We start from the raw sequence: 14,687 nt of genomic DNA, 5'->3' as shown, positions 1-14,687 counted from the left end.
GCAGCCGTCCGGCGCGCATGGAGCAAGTTGACTATATGTTGGGCGGCGGCACAAGGGGGGCGGAAGCGCCTCCCCCGTTAAATCAGGGCGCCAGATGCCGGAAAGCCGCGACGACCTCCTCATAGACCTTGCGCTTGAAGGGCACGATCAGCTCCGGCAGCTCAACCATCGGCTTCCATTCCCAGCGGTCGAACTCGGCGGTGTGTCCGCCGGGCGGCGGGTTGATGGCGATTTCGCTCTCGTCGCCCTCGAAACGATAGGCAAACCATTTTTGCGTCTGGCCGCGATATTTGCCCTTGAGCGCCAGCCCCACCAGATGCGGCGGCAGGTCGTAATTGATCCAGTCCGATGCTTCCTCAAGCAGCGATACCGACTTCATGCCGGTTTCCTCGTAAAGCTCGCGGATAGCCGCCTCGACCGGCTCCTCGCCCTTGTCGATGCCGCCCTGCGGCATCTGCCAGAGCTGCGTCGCGCCATCCATCTCGTCACCCGGAATGACGATCCGGCGGCCAGCCCAGACCAGCCCGGCCCGGTTCAGCACCATCAGCCCGACGCAGGGACGGTAGGGCAGGCTTTCCGGATCGACAGGGCCTTTATGCTTCGACATGACATTCTCCATGATAGGTTATTGCCGTTCGGGATCGCGCACCAGCGCCGAAACCGGCACGATTTCAATGCCGCGCTCCCTGACCTCATTGGCCCATTCGGCAACCGCATCAACCGTCACCGCAAAGGCCGAACCCGTGCCGATGGCGCTGCCATTGGCACGCGCGGTCCGCTCCAGCTCATCAAGACGATCGAGGATCGCACCGCGCTCCTGCGCCGCATCGATCAGCACATCGGCTGCCGCGAAAGGCACCGCATCGCTTTCGGCAATCCGGTCGGCCTGGCTGCGCGCCGAGGTACCATCGTCGAGATAATAAAGGCCGCGCCTGCCGATCTCGCCCAGCACCGGCGAAAAGGCCTCCGTCTCGGATGTGAAACGCGCACCCATATAGTTCATCACACCGGCATAATTGGTCATCCGCGACAGCGCCCACAGCAGCGAAGCCCGATTTTTCTCAAAGCCATCATCCACCGTCAGCGTATTGCGGCCGGGATTGACACGCGGATAGTCGAACGGCTCCATCGGCAATTGCAGCACAAGTTCATGACCGTTTTGCCGTGCTGCCTGCATCCAGCGCTGCAAACTGTTGCCCTGCGGCGCAAATCCGAGCGTGATTTCCGGCGGAAGCTTGTCGACCGCCTCCATGCTGCCGGTCTGCGACAGCCCAAGACCGCCGATGACAAGCGCAATCCGCGCCCCGCGCGCGCCGGACCATCCGGCCGCATAGGCATCCATCGGGCGCAGGCCGTCCGCGCCACGCACCGGAAGCGGCCCGGTCGGGCTCTGCTCGACCAGCGCCTTTTCCGGCAGATGCGCAACGCGCTGATCCTGCCCGGCCTGATGGGCGTTCTGCTCCGCGACCCCATTGCCTTGCGCCATATCGGGCATAACCTTGATGATGGCAGGCCCCGGCAGACCACCCGTCCCGCGCGATGCGCTGCCGGGCGGCGGCGTATTGCCGGTGGCGGGCTTTATCTCAGCCTTGGCGGCGGGCAACTCGACTTGCGGCGCCTCCACGGCGGCGGTTTCGGTCTTGCGGAAAGCCGCGTGATTATTCTGCCAGATGGCGAACACCGCGCCACCGGCAAGGCAAAGCCCGCCCGAAATGGCAAGGCCCAACAGGGCCGAACGCAAAGCGCGGGAGCGTAAGCCCCCGCGCTTTTGCGGTTTCTTATCCAGTCCTAACGGGCTGTTCAGATCCAGCATGGAGCGATCAGTTCAACACGCCCTTCTTCGGGTCCGGCGGGAATGCGGCATTGGCCACCTCGCCACGCAGGAGCTTCAAGGCTTCGTTGAGCTGGATGTCGTCCTTTGGATCAGCCGGGACATAGGCCGAAGAACCGGAGCCGTTATCATCCTCGGCATTGCCCTTGATGTGGCCCTTGAGTTCGGATTCGCCGCGCACGACGTCCTCCCCCTTCAGTTCCGGCGGCAAGGGCTGGTCGACCTTGATGTCGGGCGTGATGCCCTTGCCCTGGATCGACTTGCCCGACGGCGTGTAATAAAGCGCCGTGGTCAGACGCAGCGAACCGTTTTCGCCGAGCGGAATGATCGTCTGCACCGAGCCCTTGCCGAAGGACTGCGTGCCGAGCACGGTGGCGCGGCGGTGATCCTGAAGCGCACCGGCAACGATTTCCGACGCGCTGGCCGAGCCGCCATTGATGAGAACGATGACCGGCTTGCCGTCGGTCAGGTCGCCCTTGCGCGCGTCGAAGCGCGTCACATCCTGCGGATCGCGGCCACGGGTCGAGACGACTTCCCCCTTGTCGAGGAAGGCATCGGAAACGGCAACCGCCTGATCGAGCAAGCCGCCCGGATTGAGGCGTAGATCCAGCACATAGCCCTTGAGCTTGTCGGCGGGAATCTTGTCCTGAATATCCTTGATTGCCTTCTTGAGGTCTTCAGACGTCTGTTCGGTGAACGAGATGACGCGCAGATAACCGACATCGTTTTCGACGCGATAGCGAACGGCCTTCACCTTGATGACGGCGCGGTTGATCTTGAGCGTGATCGGCTTGTCGACGCCCTGGCGCTGGATGGTCAATTCGATCGGCGAACCGATTTCACCGCGCATCTTGTCGACCGCATCGGTCAGCGAAAGCCCGCGCACTTCCTGTCCGTCGATCTTGGTGATGAGATCGCCTGCCAGCACACCGGCCTTGGAGGCGGGCGTATCGTCGATCGGCGCGATGACCTTCACCAGATCGTTGTCCATGGTGACTTCGATGCCGAGGCCGCCAAATTCACCCTTGGTCTGCACGCGCATGTCCTGCGCGGCTTCGGGGTTGAGATAGGAAGAATGGGGATCGAGCGAGGACAACATGCCGTTGATGGCGCTCTCGGTCAGCTTCTTGTCGTCCGGCGGCGTCACATATTGCGCGCGCACCCGTTCGAAAATATCGCCGAAAAGGGCCAGTTCCTTGTAGACATCGCTGTCTTTGCCTGCCGCAAAAGCGGTGGAAGCCGGCGCGCCCTGGACCATCACCATGGCTGATGCCCCCAGAAGGGCTCCGGCGAACAGCAGCGACAGTTTACGTATCATTTTCACGTCCTTCCAGAAAGCCGTTCGGTCCACCACGGGGCGGGATCGACGGGTTTTCCATCCTTTCGAAATTCAATGTAAAGCAATGGCGCGCCATTGCCCACCTCTATCGGTGCAAGACTTGCGAGAAGTTTTTCTCCCATCGCGCCGACCGGCTCTCCCGCAAGGACAAATTGACCTTGCGATACGTCGATTCGCCCCATGCCAGCCATCACGACATGATATCCATTGCCCGCATCGAGTATCAAGAGCTGCCCATAGGAGCGGAAAGTGCCCGCATAAAGGACCACGCCATCGGAAGGTGACGTAATCGTGGCGGAAGGCAGGGTTTCGACCACCTGTCCCATCATGGAGCCGCCGATGCCATCCTTCTCGCCGAAGCGGCGCAGCATCTTGCCCGCCGCGGGCAAAGCGAGCTTGCCCCGCAGCGACGCAAAATCGATCTGGGCCCGCAAATGCGTATCGTCCGGCGTTGATTCTCCGGCCTTTTCCCGCGCGGCGGCAAGGCGATCGGCCTCTGCCTTGCGGGCGGCCTCGGCTGCATCGCGCACGCCCGCCATCTGCTTGTCGAGCCCGTCGATCAGGTCTTTCAGGCTGCCCGCCTTCGCCGCCAGTTCTTCCGAACGTGCGCGCTGCGCCTCGATTTCCTGCTCCGATTGCGACTGCAATTTCTTCTTCTCCTCAAGAAGAAGTGATTGCCGTTTCTGCTCTTCCGCCTGGACCGTGCGCGTTTCCTTCAGCTTTTCCTGCTCCTGGCCGATGGAGGCCGTCACCTTCTGCATATCCTTCAGATCGCCGGTCAGCTCTTCCACCTGCTCACGCATTTCAGGCACGACAGCGCCCAGAAGCACGGCGCTGCGCACCGAGGCAAGCGCATCGTCGGGCCGCACCAGAATGGCGGGCGGCGGGTTCAACCCCATGCGCTGCAAGGCGGCCAGGACTTCCGCCAGAACGCCGCGCCTTGCGCTGAGCGATGCGCGGATGCCGTCTTCCTGCTCACGCAGCGCGGTGAGCTTGTCGGCAATATCGGCAATATCCTGCTGCAGCTTCTTGTCGGTCTTGGCCGACTGGATCAGCGCCGCGGTGATGGTGGCCTGATCTTTTTTAAGCGCGGCCACCTCGTCTTCAAGCTTTTTCAGCGTATCGCCGGTAACGGTCAGTTCGTTGCTGAGCTTTTCATATTCGCTTGCCGCCTGATCACGCTGCTGCTGGAGGGCATCCTGCGCGAAGACCGGCTGCGCGCAGCAAAGCGCGCCAACAAGGGCAAGCCCGGCCCAAAACGGGCCAGCCTTCGCGCATGCAGGCAGTCGTGGTCTTTTAAAAAGGCGTACAGGGTACATGCGTGTTCTATCAGGACGAAACAAGGCCAAATTCAGAGCCGAAACTAGCCCGAACCCGTTAACGAACCATCAACCATAAATCCGTCGACCGCAATGCCGAACCCGGTGCCGCTCAAACTGCCAATTACAGTCAGAAAGCCCTTTCAGACCTCTCCCTATGAATCGATCAGACCAAGCTCGGCTTTTCTGCGCCGCATCATTTCACGCATCGATGTCGTGCGTAGCGCCGCCTTTTCGTCGATCATATCGGTTTTCTGCCAGATGCCGTAATGCTGCCGGAAATAATCGATCACCAACAGGTCGGCATCCACACGGTCCTGCCCGTCCTCGACATGGTTCAGAAGAGCGCTGACGCTGCTTGCCTTGCCCTCGGCGCGACGGCTGTTCCGGCCGATCATCCAGATCGGAATGCCGCGTCTTTCCAGATGGCCGGAAATCCAGGGATCATCCACCGTCCACATGATGTCGGGAATATCGTAGAACAGCTCGTCGAACCATTCGGGGCGAACGAGAACCCCGGCAAAACCGGAAATCCGATCGACATAGCCGGGCATGCTGCGGTCTGGCTTATACAGAAACAGGGAAGCGACGCGCTTCATTCTGTATTTGAAATCCTTCGGCTTCCAGCGGCTGCGGGGAAGCCGGTCAGCGGGTCTGCCCGCATCAGCAATATCGGGGAATGTTTCGCCATCCTCGATGATGCAATGGCCCGGCTTGCGCGCGGCTTCCGTCTTGAAACGCCGATGCCAATTGGCGTCGTAAATCTTGTCGTCGTCGCAAAACAGAATATCCACGTCCCGCCCCTTGAGGTCGCGGGCCGCTGGCAGCACCTTGGTCGCAGGTCCGAGATCTTCCTCGCAGCGGACGATTGTTATGCCCGCAGGCACTTCCGGCAAACGTCCATCCCAATCGGGAAACCGCCTGTACTTGCGCGGTATATAAAGGCGGATTTCCTCGGCTTTCAGTCTTTGCGACAGAAGCGACAGCAGCGTTGGCTTCAAAAGATCAAAACGCGGCGGGATGCTTGATAGCGTTATAATGGTAGGCCTGTTCAATTCCCCCCCCAAGCACTTTAGTTCATTCTAATAAAACAATGCATTATGCCCAATCAAATGCATTGCATGCCGTGAGCAATCCTAAGATTTCAACCTATTGTCAAGGAAATGAACGGCGCTACGAGCGGTGATCGGGCGAAACGTTATACCGAACCGTCTCCAGCCATTCCATCAGCACGCGCCGGATCGCGATCTCCGGTGGCTCGGAACGCGTAAAACCCCACCATATATGAGCCCCCTGCCAGACGCTCGCCATCTGCCAGCCGAGCCGTTCGGCTTTTTCCGCATCGCCTGAAAGCCTGCGCCCCAGTGCATGGGCCAGATCGACGCCCCATGCCGCGCCGCGCGCACGCAGCACCGGGTTGCGAATATCCTCGCGCAGCAGCAGAAGCCCGTCCGTCGCATTATATTCAGCGGCATCGGATGGCATGAGCGCCATCAGAAGATCAACCGCCCCTTGCGGTGTGAGCGCCGCATGTGCATCGGCTGCGTGCGTTGCCGCATCGAGCCTGTCCCACGCCCGCAGCAGCGCCGCCTCAAGCATGGCTTCCCGGTTGCCATAACGCTGGACGAGCGTGGCCGCCGAAAGCCCGGCAGCCTTCGCCGCCCGCGCAAAGGTCAGCCCATCGGGGCCGGTTTCAGCCACGACAGCCATCAGCCGGTCGAGCACCGCCTCATCCGATATGGATTTCGTTCTTGCCATGGACAATATATAAACGTATGTTCATTTATAAATCAACAAGGAAGTGCATCATGGCGAAAATTGTTGGCTACATCGCCGCCAGTCTCGACGGTTTCATTGCCGCCGAAAACGGAAACCTCGACTGGCTGTTCAAATATGACGGCGGAGATATGGGGGAGCATGATTACCGCCTTTTTATCAAGGGTATACGCACCGTGGTGATGGGCAGGGACACCTATGACTTCATCGCGGCAAGCGATGCGCCCTGGGCCTATGGCGACCAAAGGTGCATCGTCGTCACCTCACGGCCTGTCGAAGGTCCCAAAGGTCCGCTTGAAACCCGCCACGACATTGATGCGCTGATCGCGGAACTGCGTGCGCTGGAGGACGGCGATGTGTGGATGCTCGGCGGCGGACGATTGCAGATGGCATTTCTGGAACGCGGCGCGCTGGATGAGATCGAGATTTACGTCATTCCTGAACTCATCGGCGGCGGCATACCGCTATTTCCGGCTGTCGGCTTCAAGGCGAGCCCCGTTCTTCTCAGCGCCAAGACGCTTGACCGCGGCTGCGTGCGCCTGCATTACGCATTTCAGGATCGATGATAGGGATGGCCTGCCAGAATGGTGGCGGCGCGGTAAAGCTGTTCGGCAATCAGAATGCGGGCGATCTGGTGCGGCCAGGTGAGTTCGCCCAGCGCCAGAACGAGATCGGCGCGTGACCGCAAGGCCGGATCGTGACCGTCCGGCCCGCCAATGGCCACGATGAGCTGGCGCTTGCCATCGTCCCGCATCCGCCCGATGCGATCCGCAAAAGCTTCCGATCCGAGCGCCTTGCCGCGCTCGTCCAGCAGGATCAGAGCCGCACCATTATCAAGCGCTTCGTGGATGCGCTGGGCTTCCTCGGCCTTGCGCAAATCCGCCGTCTGGCCCCGGCTTTCGGGAATTTCGCTCACACCGGCGAATTCAAGTCCCAAAGGCGGACCAGCCTTCGAAAATCGGTCGAAATAACGCTCGACCAGTTCCCGTTCGGGGCCGGCTTTCATCCGGCCCACGGCAAAAACACTCACACGCATGACGCTCTCTTACGGTCTGTTCAATGCACCGTTTCCAGCGCTCTTTCGTCGTCGAACCCCTCATCGAGCCAAATCTTCTCGAGATTATAGAAGTCACGGACTTCCGGCCGGAAGATGTGGACGATGATATCGCCGGTATCGATGAGAACCCAGTCGCCACTCTCAAGACCTTCGACCCGCATGTCCTTGCAGCCTGCCTCGCGCAGGGCTTGCAGGAGATGGTCGGCAACTGCCGTCACATGGCGATGCGAACGGCCCGACGCGACGATCATGAAATCGCCGATCGTTGATCTTCCGCGAATGTCGATGGGTACGATGGATTCCGCCTTGGAGTTTTCGAGACTGGCCAAGGCCGCGTCGAAGGTCTGGGACACGAGATTGGACTCGTCCATCCTGACCGTTGAAGGCGCGTGATGAGCCTTCTTCTCAATTGCTGTTCTCAGTGTCTTCCCTTTCTCGACAGAACAACGCAGTGTGGCAGTTATAAGCACCACACGCCCTAAAATAGGCAGAGTCCCTGTCTTGTTTCAAGTGTTCCCGGCTTGTTCGCCCGTTCACTTTTTTGACTTTGCCTTGCGAAGCGCCGTCGAAGAGAGCGACGAACGCGGCCCGTGGATGAAGGTCCAGGCCGGCGGCGTGCGCCGCGCCAGTATCGACGCATAATGTTCGTCCACGCGGCTGTCGGAAAATGTCTGCGCCATGCGCGACGACAGATAGGCCAGCGTCGAACCCGGCCTGTCGATGACCGCGATCGGAAAATTCTGCGCAATCTCGCGCCAGCGCTGCCAGCGGTGGAAAGAGGCGAGATTGTCCGCGCCCATCACCCAGACGAAATGGACGCCCGGATTGGCATCGCGGATGAGCGCCAGCGTATCGGCCGTATAGCGCACATTGAAGGCGGCTTCGAGCGCCGTCACCTTGATGCGCGGGTCTTCCGCCACCGCCTCGCTCAGCCGAAGCCGGTCGGCGAGCGGCGCCAGTTCGCGGCTGTCCTTCAGCGGGTTGCCGGGCGTCACCATCCACCAGAGCTGGTCGAGCTTCAGCCGCCGGATCGCGATTTCCGCCACCAGCGCGTGCCCGTCATGCGGCGGGTTGAACGAGCCGCCGAACAAGCCCACCACCATGCCCTTTTCGACATGCGGCATGCGCAGATAATGCGCATCGACGCCGGGATATTGTTTCTTGAGCGCCGAAAGCCCGAAGCCGAATTTCATCCGAAACTAACCACGAATCTGGCCATCACCGCGAACGCGATATTTGAACGAGGTCAGCTGCTCCACGCCGACCGGCCCGCGTGCATGCATCTTGCCGGTGGCGATGCCGATTTCCGCGCCCATGCCGAACTCGCCGCCATCGGCAAATTGTGTCGAGGCATTGTGCAGGAGAATGGCCGAGTCGATCTCGTTGAAGAACCGCGCCACGGCTGCCGCATCCTCAGCCACGATGGCTTCGGTGTGGTGCGAGGAATAGCGGTTGATATGGTCAATCGCGCCCGAAATGCCGTCAACCAGCGCCACGGAAATGATCGCATCGAGATATTCGGTCGACCAGTCTTCTTGCGTGGCTGGCTTTGCCGCCGGGCAGAGCGCCAGCACATCCGCGCTTCCGCGAATTTCGCAGCCCCTGGCGGCGAGATCGTCGAGGATCGGCGCCAGATGCGTCGAAGCCGCGGCGCGATCCACCAGCAGCGTTTCCGCGGCGCCGCAAATGCCGGTGCGCCGCATCTTGGCGTCGAGTGCAATCCGGCGCGCCATGTCGAGATCGGCCGACTTGTCGATATAAAGATGGCAGATGCCTTCCAGATGCGCGAAGACCGGCACCCGCGCTTCCGACTGGACGCGCGCGACGAGGCTTTTGCCGCCGCGCGGCACGATCACGTCAATTGCGCCGCCAAGACCTTTCAGCATTTCGCCGACAGCGGCGCGGTCCGTCACCGGCACGATCTGGATCGCATCGGCTGGCAGGTTGGCGGCTTCAAGCCCCCTGACCAGCGCCTTGTGAATGGCGGCCGACGAATGCGCCGAGTCCGAGCCGCCGCGCAGGATGACGGCATTGCCCGCCTTGAGGCACAGCGCACCGGCATCGGCGGTCACATTGGGACGGCTTTCGTAAATGACCCCGATGACACCGAGCGGCGTGCGCACGCGCTCGATATGAAGCCCGTTCGGACGATCCCATGCGGCGATCACCTCGCCGACCGGATCGCTGAGCGCCGCGATGGCGCGGATGCCCTCGGCAATGGCATTGATCCGGCTGTCATCGAGCGTCAGCCGGTCAATGAATGATGGTGCCATGCCGTTCTTTTCCGCATGGCCGAGATCAAGCCTGTTGGCTTCCAGAATATCGCCGCGCGCTTCAAGCAGCGCATCGGCGGCGGCCATCAGCGCCTTGTTCTTCTGTTCGGTGGTGGCAATGGAAAGGGGCGCTGCGGCAGCGCGCGCCTTGCGGCCCACCTCCGCCATCACGGCAGCAATATCATTTGCCATATCTGCCTTGGTCAACATGCTATCCCCTATCCGACGTCTGCATTGCTGGCAGCGCGCACAACCAGATCATTGCGATGGATCATCGCCGCGCGGGCATCATAGCCAAGAATTGCGCTGATCTCATCGCTTTTGTGGCCTGCGATTTTGCGCGCATCCCCGGCATCGTAGGCGATCAGGCCGCGTGCGATCTCCCGCCCGTCCTCGTTCATGACGGCAACCGTGTCGCCGCGCTCGAAATCCCCGTCGATCTCCTTCACGCCCGCAGGCAGAAGCGACTTGCCGGATTTGAGCGCCCTTGCCGCACCGGCATCCACCGTCAACCGGCCAGCCGGCTCCAGATTGCCGGAAATCCACGTCTTCCATGCATTGACCGGCGCATGGGCCGCCTCGAACAATGTCGCGCGCTCGCCGCGGTCGATGGCCGAAAGCGGGCCGAAGCGCGTGCCCGAGGTGATAATCATCGCGGTCCCTGCCGCATTGGCGATCTTGCCTGCGTCGAGCTTGGTCTTCATGCCGCCGCGCGACAGCTCCGACGCCGCAGCACCTGCCATGGCTTCGATCTGCGGCGTGATGGTTTCGACCAGAGGCAGAAATTCCGCATCCGGGTTCTTGTGCGGCGGGGCCGTGTAAAGCCCGTCAATATCGGACAGCAGGACCAGCAGGTCCGCGCCCATCATGGTCGCCACGCGGGCGGCCAGGCGATCATTGTCGCCATAGCGGATTTCGGTGGTTGCCACCGTGTCGTTCTCGTTGATGACCGGCACGGCCTTCAGCTTCAACAGCGTCTCGATGGTTGCGCGCGCATTGAGATAGCGGCGGCGCTCCTCGGTGTCGGAAAGAGTGACCAGAATCTGGCCGGAACGGATGGAATGACCGCCCAGCACATCGGCATAGGCCTTGGCGAGCGCGATCTGGCCTGCGGCGGCGGCGGCCTGACTTTCCTCAAGCTTCAGCGCCTTTTTCGGCAGGCCCAGAACCGTGCGCCCCAGCGCAATGGCGCCGGACGAGACCACCAGCACCTCAACGCCCGCATGATGAAGCGCGGCAATATCCTGGCCCAGACTTTCCAGCCAGTCGCGCTTGAGGCCGGTTGCGCGATCCACCAGAAGGGCGGAGCCGATTTTCACAACGATGCGGCGATAATCTTTCAGTTTCTTCAGCATGCTTCATTCCCCTCGCCGCACCCAAACAAAATCCGACGCTTATTCTTCGGCTCGCGCCGTACCGGCCTCTGCGGCGCGGCTCTGGTCGATCACGGCCGCGAGCTGGCGCAACGCATCGTTCAAACCTTCATGGCTGACGGCTGAAAGCAGCAGCGGCTCGCGCCCGCAGGCTTTTTTCAGCGCCTTGACCTTGGCCTTGCGCGCTTCCGGGTCGAGCGTATCCACCTGCGACAGCGCCACGATTTCCGGCTTGTCGGCAAGCCCATGCTCATAGGCTTCCAATTCGCCGCGAATGACCTGATAGGCCTTGGCCACATCCTCTTCCTGCGCTGAAACCAGATGCAGCAGCACGCGCGTGCGCTCGACATGGCCGAGGAAACGGTCGCCAAGACCGACGCCTTCGCTCGCCCCCTCGATCAGGCCCGGAATATCGGCAATGACGAATTCGCGGCCATCCACGCGCGCGACACCCAGATTGGGATGCAGCGTGGTGAAGGGATAATCGGCAATCTTCGGCTTGGCAGCTGTCACGCTTGCAAGGAAGGTGGATTTTCCCGCATTGGGCAGGCCGACCAGACCGGCATCGGCGATCAGCTTCAGGCGCAGCCAGATGGTGCGCTCTATGCCTTCCTGTCCCGGATTGGCGCGGCGCGGCGCGCGGTTGGTCGAGGTGGTGAAATGCAGATTGCCGAAGCCGCCATTGCCGCCCTTGGCCAGCCGGTAGCGCTGGCCGATTTCGGTGATGTCGCAGATCAGCGTTTCGTCGTCTTCCTCGAAGATCTGCGTGCCAACCGGCACTTTCAGCACGACATCGTCGCCCTTGCCGCCGGTCATGTTGCGGCCCATGCCATGCATGCCGGTCTTGGCGCGGAAATGCTGCTGATAGCGATAATCGATCAGCGTATTGAGACCGTCCACGGCCTCCACCCAGACATCGCCGCCGCGCCCGCCATCGCCGCCATCCGGGCCGCCGAATTCAAGAAATTTCTCGCGGCGAAACGAAACGGCCCCCGCCCCGCCATTGCCGGAGCGGATATAGATCTTGGCCTGATCGAGAAACTTCATCTGAGCGTAACCTTCTTGGATGCCCGCACCGCGGCAGGCCTTGGGCGGCGCGCGCCCTGAATATCGTGACATGCGGGCGCGCGCCCGCCTGTGGTGTGTTGCAATTACAGCAAAACCGGCTTCCTGCAAACAGTCGAGGAAGCCGGTTTTCGCCTATTTCGAGTTCCATTCAGGATCGGTGAAATCGATATAGATCAATTCCTGATCCAGATACTGGCCCTGCACATAAAGCGACTTGGGCTCGATGCCGTAAGTCTTGAAGCCAAGCGCATAATAGACGCGCTTGGCGGCTTCGTTCGTGGCCACCACCTTGGCATCCAGGACGACGACCTGCCTTGCGGCATGTTCGATGACCTTGGCGACAAGCGCCTTGCCCAGTTCCAGCCCGCGCGCTTCGGGTGCCACATAGACACCCCAGAGCGTGCCGCGATGGCGCTCGGACTTGCGATCATGGCGGAACATGCCGGCGGTTCCCAACAGGTTTTCACCATCGAAAGCGCCGAAAACCACATTGCCGTTCACCTGTTCCAGACGGCGCGCGAACACACTGTCCGAATAGGCGTTTTCTTCGTCGAAACTCGAACCGAAAGCCATCGGCGCACGCTGCAAGGCGCTCAATCTTATGGCCCGAAAGCGATGCAGATCGCCCTTTTCGAGGGCACGCACCACGATCCTGTCGCGAGCGATTGCGTGAGTATCCATCATTCCATTCCCCATTATTTGAGGACCTGCGGCCCATCTCGACACCGCAGGCCCCTTGTTGATGTTACGACTGCCAGCTTCTCAGCCCGATCCAGGTGCGCCGATCAAGAACATAGCGCTCGACCGGCACATTGCCCGCGGCAAGCGAGTCGGCCATGCCCATGCCGCTGAACTGGAACCCGCATTTGTGGATCACCCGGCGCGAGCCGCCATTGCTGGCGCGGCACGAGACATGCAGCCGCTCGATGGCCGTCGCCCGGAAAGCCAGATCAATCAGCGCGTGCGCGGCCTCGGTGGCAAAGCCATGCCCCCAATAGGGTTCACCCAGCCAGTAGCCGATTTCCAGCCCCTCGCCATGTTTATGCGCATGGATGCCGCAACAGCCCATGAAGATGCCGGTTTCGGCTTGCGTGATGGCGTAGATGCAATTGCCCATCTCGCCTTTTCGCACGCGCTCGACAAAATCGACCGCATTTTCACGCGTGTAGGGATGCGGCATGCGGGCAAGCATGCCGGAGACGCGGGCGTTGTTGGCAAGATAGGAAATCGCATCCACGTCTTCGACATGCGGCGGGCGCAGGACCAGCCTTTCAGTGACGAGAACGGGACAGTCCAGCTCATAAGCCAGATCCTGGGCCATTGCATCGGCCGGACCGGGCGACAGATCGGTATAACTGTCTCTTCTTTCGCTACTGCCTGCGCCGTAACAATCTTCTTCCAGAACTTCGACAACCATTTTTCGTTCCTCCAGAGCGTTTCATTTTTACGCATCCTCCCCGAAAATCGCTTGGCACCGTTCGGGATGCGCCCAAATGCAAAAAGGGAAGATGGTGATCCCATCTTCCCTTCGATCTTTTGGCGAGGCTGCCATTTGCACCGGGTCCGATGGGACGCCGGTGCTTTATGAGAGTGCCCGGCTTACTCTGCTGCTTCCGCGATCGGGTTAACCGATACATACGTGCGGCCGTTGGCTTTCGTACGGAAAGACACGGAGCCGTTTACGGTTGCAAAAATCGTGTGGTCCTTGCCGAGGCCGACATTGGCGCCCGGATGCCACTTCGTGCCGCGTTGGCGCACGATGATGTTGCCGGCGAGCACAGCTTCGCCGCCGAACTTCTTCACGCCAAGGCGTTTGGATTCTGAATCGCGACCGTTACGCGAGGAACCGCCAGCTTTTTTGTGTGCCATTGGTGTTCTCCTTTAATCTCTCTGTTTACTCAGCCGTTGCGGCCTTGGCTGCGGCCTTCTTGGGCGCTGCCTTCTTCGGCTTTGCGGCTTCGCCTTCAGCGGCGTCTGCCTTCGGAGCCTTCTTCTCGGCGGCCTTCTTGGAAGGCTTTGCACCGTCGGTGAGGATCTCCGAGATGCGGATGGTCGTCAGTTCCTGACGATGGCCGCGGGTGCGCTTGGAGTTCTGACGGCGACGCTTCTTGAACGCGATGACCTTGCGGCCACGGCCCTGTTCGACGACTTCGGCGGTGACGAGAGCACCGGCGACGGTCGGGGCGCCAATGGTCGAGCCGACCATCAGGACTTCTGCGAATTCTACGATGTCACCGGCTTCGCCAGCAACTTTTTCGACCTTGATGAGGTCGTTTGCGGCAACGCGGTACTGCTTGCCACCGGTCTTGATGACTGCGAACATTTGTTGTCCTTTCGGTTGTTCGGTCCGGCTCTCACGATCTACGACATTGGCGTCGGAGCGATGGGCCGTCTTTTTATCAGTCGGTTGATGAGCGGGCTTCCGGCCCTTGATGGCAGCCCGGAAAAGCCCGGAATCTGCAATCAAAACAATAGGCGCGGATCACCCCACGCCCAAGGTCTGGTGCTTATAGGTTTGAAGCGGCAAAAAAGTCAAGAATTTTCACACCGGAATGCAAATTAGCTCTTGTCTAATCGGCGCAGGGCCGTTATTGAGCCGCTGCACGCTCGGCATTCGCTTTTGATGCTCGTTACTGTGCGATTCTTCAAGG

The 14,687-nt window shown here is 60.9% G+C and carries 17 protein-coding genes; 1 reads left to right on the top strand and 16 read right to left on the bottom strand.

Annotation, left to right across the window (positions count from 1 at the left end; translation table 11 throughout):
• Positions 1-82: 82 nt before the first annotated feature.
• The 6 genes from AVM02_RS11575 to AVM02_RS11550 form a co-directional block, all read right to left on the bottom strand.
• A complete protein-coding gene (locus AVM02_RS11575; protein WP_411507112.1) occupies positions 83-607 on the bottom strand; it encodes an RNA pyrophosphohydrolase in 525 nt (174 codons plus the stop codon).
• Positions 608-625: 18 nt separating this feature from the next.
• Positions 626-1,813: a divergent polysaccharide deacetylase family protein gene (locus AVM02_RS11570; RefSeq protein WP_411507111.1), complete on the bottom strand. Its 1,188-nt coding sequence runs from the start codon at positions 1,811-1,813 to the stop codon at positions 626-628.
• 7 nt (positions 1,814-1,820) lie between these two features.
• Positions 1,821-3,149, bottom strand: coding sequence for a S41 family peptidase (locus AVM02_RS11565; protein ID WP_411507110.1), 1,329 nt, complete (start codon positions 3,147-3,149; stop codon positions 1,821-1,823).
• Between the two features lie 2 nt (positions 3,150-3,151).
• Complete coding sequence (locus AVM02_RS11560; RefSeq protein ID WP_411507109.1) at positions 3,152-4,489, bottom strand: murein hydrolase activator EnvC family protein; 1,338 nt, start codon at positions 4,487-4,489, stop codon at positions 3,152-3,154.
• A 155-nt stretch (positions 4,490-4,644) separates the two neighbouring features.
• Positions 4,645-5,544, bottom strand: a complete 900-nt coding sequence (locus AVM02_RS11555) for a glycosyltransferase family 2 protein (protein ID WP_411507108.1) — start codon at positions 5,542-5,544, stop codon at positions 4,645-4,647.
• Between the two features lie 118 nt (positions 5,545-5,662).
• Entirely contained in the window at positions 5,663-6,247 is a 585-nt protein-coding gene (locus AVM02_RS11550) for a TetR family transcriptional regulator (RefSeq protein WP_411507107.1), read from the bottom strand.
• A gap of 50 nt (positions 6,248-6,297) precedes the next feature.
• Here AVM02_RS11550 and AVM02_RS11545 point away from each other — a divergent pair, with 50 nt between their 5' ends.
• Entirely contained in the window at positions 6,298-6,831 is a 534-nt protein-coding gene (locus AVM02_RS11545; RefSeq protein ID WP_411507106.1) for a dihydrofolate reductase family protein, read from the top strand.
• On the opposite strand, the gene rlmH is transcribed toward AVM02_RS11545, so the two are convergent.
• The 10 genes from rlmH to rplU form a co-directional block, all read right to left on the bottom strand.
• A complete protein-coding gene (gene rlmH / locus AVM02_RS11540) occupies positions 6,819-7,301 on the bottom strand; it encodes a 23S rRNA (pseudouridine(1915)-N(3))-methyltransferase RlmH (protein WP_122001576.1) in 483 nt (160 codons plus the stop codon). The two genes, AVM02_RS11545 and rlmH, sit on opposite strands and share 13 nt — an antisense overlap.
• A gap of 20 nt (positions 7,302-7,321) precedes the next feature.
• Positions 7,322-7,693, bottom strand: a complete 372-nt coding sequence (gene rsfS, locus AVM02_RS11535; protein WP_411507105.1) for a ribosome silencing factor — start codon at positions 7,691-7,693, stop codon at positions 7,322-7,324.
• Positions 7,694-7,855: 162 nt separating this feature from the next.
• A complete protein-coding gene (locus AVM02_RS11530) occupies positions 7,856-8,515 on the bottom strand; it encodes a nicotinate-nucleotide adenylyltransferase (RefSeq protein WP_411507104.1) in 660 nt (219 codons plus the stop codon).
• Between the two features lie 6 nt (positions 8,516-8,521).
• Positions 8,522-9,805: a glutamate-5-semialdehyde dehydrogenase gene (locus tag AVM02_RS11525; RefSeq protein ID WP_411507103.1), complete on the bottom strand. Its 1,284-nt coding sequence runs from the start codon at positions 9,803-9,805 to the stop codon at positions 8,522-8,524.
• Positions 9,806-9,813: 8 nt separating this feature from the next.
• Complete coding sequence (gene proB / locus AVM02_RS11520; RefSeq protein WP_411507102.1) at positions 9,814-10,950, bottom strand: glutamate 5-kinase; 1,137 nt, start codon at positions 10,948-10,950, stop codon at positions 9,814-9,816.
• Between the two features lie 39 nt (positions 10,951-10,989).
• Entirely contained in the window at positions 10,990-12,015 is a 1,026-nt protein-coding gene (gene obgE, locus AVM02_RS11515) for a GTPase ObgE (RefSeq protein ID WP_411507101.1), read from the bottom strand.
• 153 nt (positions 12,016-12,168) lie between these two features.
• On the bottom strand, positions 12,169-12,720 hold the full coding sequence (locus AVM02_RS11510) for a GNAT family N-acetyltransferase (RefSeq protein ID WP_411507100.1): 552 nt from the start codon (positions 12,718-12,720) through the stop codon (positions 12,169-12,171).
• 61 nt (positions 12,721-12,781) lie between these two features.
• A complete protein-coding gene (locus AVM02_RS11505; RefSeq protein WP_411507099.1) occupies positions 12,782-13,453 on the bottom strand; it encodes a GNAT family N-acetyltransferase in 672 nt (223 codons plus the stop codon).
• A 182-nt stretch (positions 13,454-13,635) separates the two neighbouring features.
• The gene (gene rpmA / locus AVM02_RS11500; RefSeq protein WP_002964927.1) at positions 13,636-13,905 is read right to left on the bottom strand and encodes a 50S ribosomal protein L27; all 270 of its coding nucleotides are present in this window, start codon (positions 13,903-13,905) and stop codon (positions 13,636-13,638) included.
• A gap of 25 nt (positions 13,906-13,930) precedes the next feature.
• Positions 13,931-14,359 carry a 50S ribosomal protein L21 gene (gene rplU / locus AVM02_RS11495; protein ID WP_411507098.1) on the bottom strand — a complete coding sequence of 143 codons (429 nt, stop codon included), beginning with the start codon at positions 14,357-14,359 and terminating at the stop codon, positions 13,931-13,933.
• Positions 14,360-14,687 lie beyond the last annotated feature (328 nt).

It is taken from the genome of Brucella anthropi (assembly GCF_046630315.1).
Lineage (GTDB): Bacteria > Pseudomonadota > Alphaproteobacteria > Rhizobiales > Rhizobiaceae > Brucella > Brucella anthropi_A.
Note: the sequence above shows the minus strand (reverse complement) of the source record. Positions and strands in the feature narration are given on the sequence as shown.

Bases quoted from the DNA above. Each gene is read 5' to 3' on its own strand.
- AVM02_RS11575 (WP_411507112.1), bottom strand. From the start codon at position 607: ATGTCGAAGCATAAAGGCCCTGTCGATCCGGAAAGCCTGCCCTACCGT.
- AVM02_RS11570 (WP_411507111.1), bottom strand. From the start codon at position 1,813: ATGCTGGATCTGAACAGCCCGTTAGGACTGGATAAGAAACCGCAAAAG.
- AVM02_RS11565 (WP_411507110.1), bottom strand. From the start codon at position 3,149: ATGATACGTAAACTGTCGCTGCTGTTCGCCGGAGCCCTTCTGGGGGCA.
- AVM02_RS11560 (WP_411507109.1), bottom strand. From the start codon at position 4,489: ATGTACCCTGTACGCCTTTTTAAAAGACCACGACTGCCTGCATGCGCG.
- AVM02_RS11550 (WP_411507107.1), bottom strand. From the start codon at position 6,247: ATGGCAAGAACGAAATCCATATCGGATGAGGCGGTGCTCGACCGGCTG.
- AVM02_RS11545 (WP_411507106.1), top strand. From the start codon at position 6,298: ATGGCGAAAATTGTTGGCTACATCGCCGCCAGTCTCGACGGTTTCATT.
- rlmH (WP_122001576.1), bottom strand. From the start codon at position 7,301: ATGCGTGTGAGTGTTTTTGCCGTGGGCCGGATGAAAGCCGGCCCCGAA.
- rsfS (WP_411507105.1), bottom strand. From the start codon at position 7,693: ATGGACGAGTCCAATCTCGTGTCCCAGACCTTCGACGCGGCCTTGGCC.
- AVM02_RS11530 (WP_411507104.1), bottom strand. From the start codon at position 8,515: ATGAAATTCGGCTTCGGGCTTTCGGCGCTCAAGAAACAATATCCCGGC.
- AVM02_RS11525 (WP_411507103.1), bottom strand. From the start codon at position 9,805: ATGTTGACCAAGGCAGATATGGCAAATGATATTGCTGCCGTGATGGCG.
- proB (WP_411507102.1), bottom strand. From the start codon at position 10,950: ATGCTGAAGAAACTGAAAGATTATCGCCGCATCGTTGTGAAAATCGGC.
- obgE (WP_411507101.1), bottom strand. From the start codon at position 12,015: ATGAAGTTTCTCGATCAGGCCAAGATCTATATCCGCTCCGGCAATGGC.
- AVM02_RS11510 (WP_411507100.1), bottom strand. From the start codon at position 12,720: ATGATGGATACTCACGCAATCGCTCGCGACAGGATCGTGGTGCGTGCC.
- AVM02_RS11505 (WP_411507099.1), bottom strand. From the start codon at position 13,453: ATGGTTGTCGAAGTTCTGGAAGAAGATTGTTACGGCGCAGGCAGTAGC.
- rpmA (WP_002964927.1), bottom strand. From the start codon at position 13,905: ATGGCACACAAAAAAGCTGGCGGTTCCTCGCGTAACGGTCGCGATTCA.
- rplU (WP_411507098.1), bottom strand. From the start codon at position 14,359: ATGTTCGCAGTCATCAAGACCGGTGGCAAGCAGTACCGCGTTGCCGCA.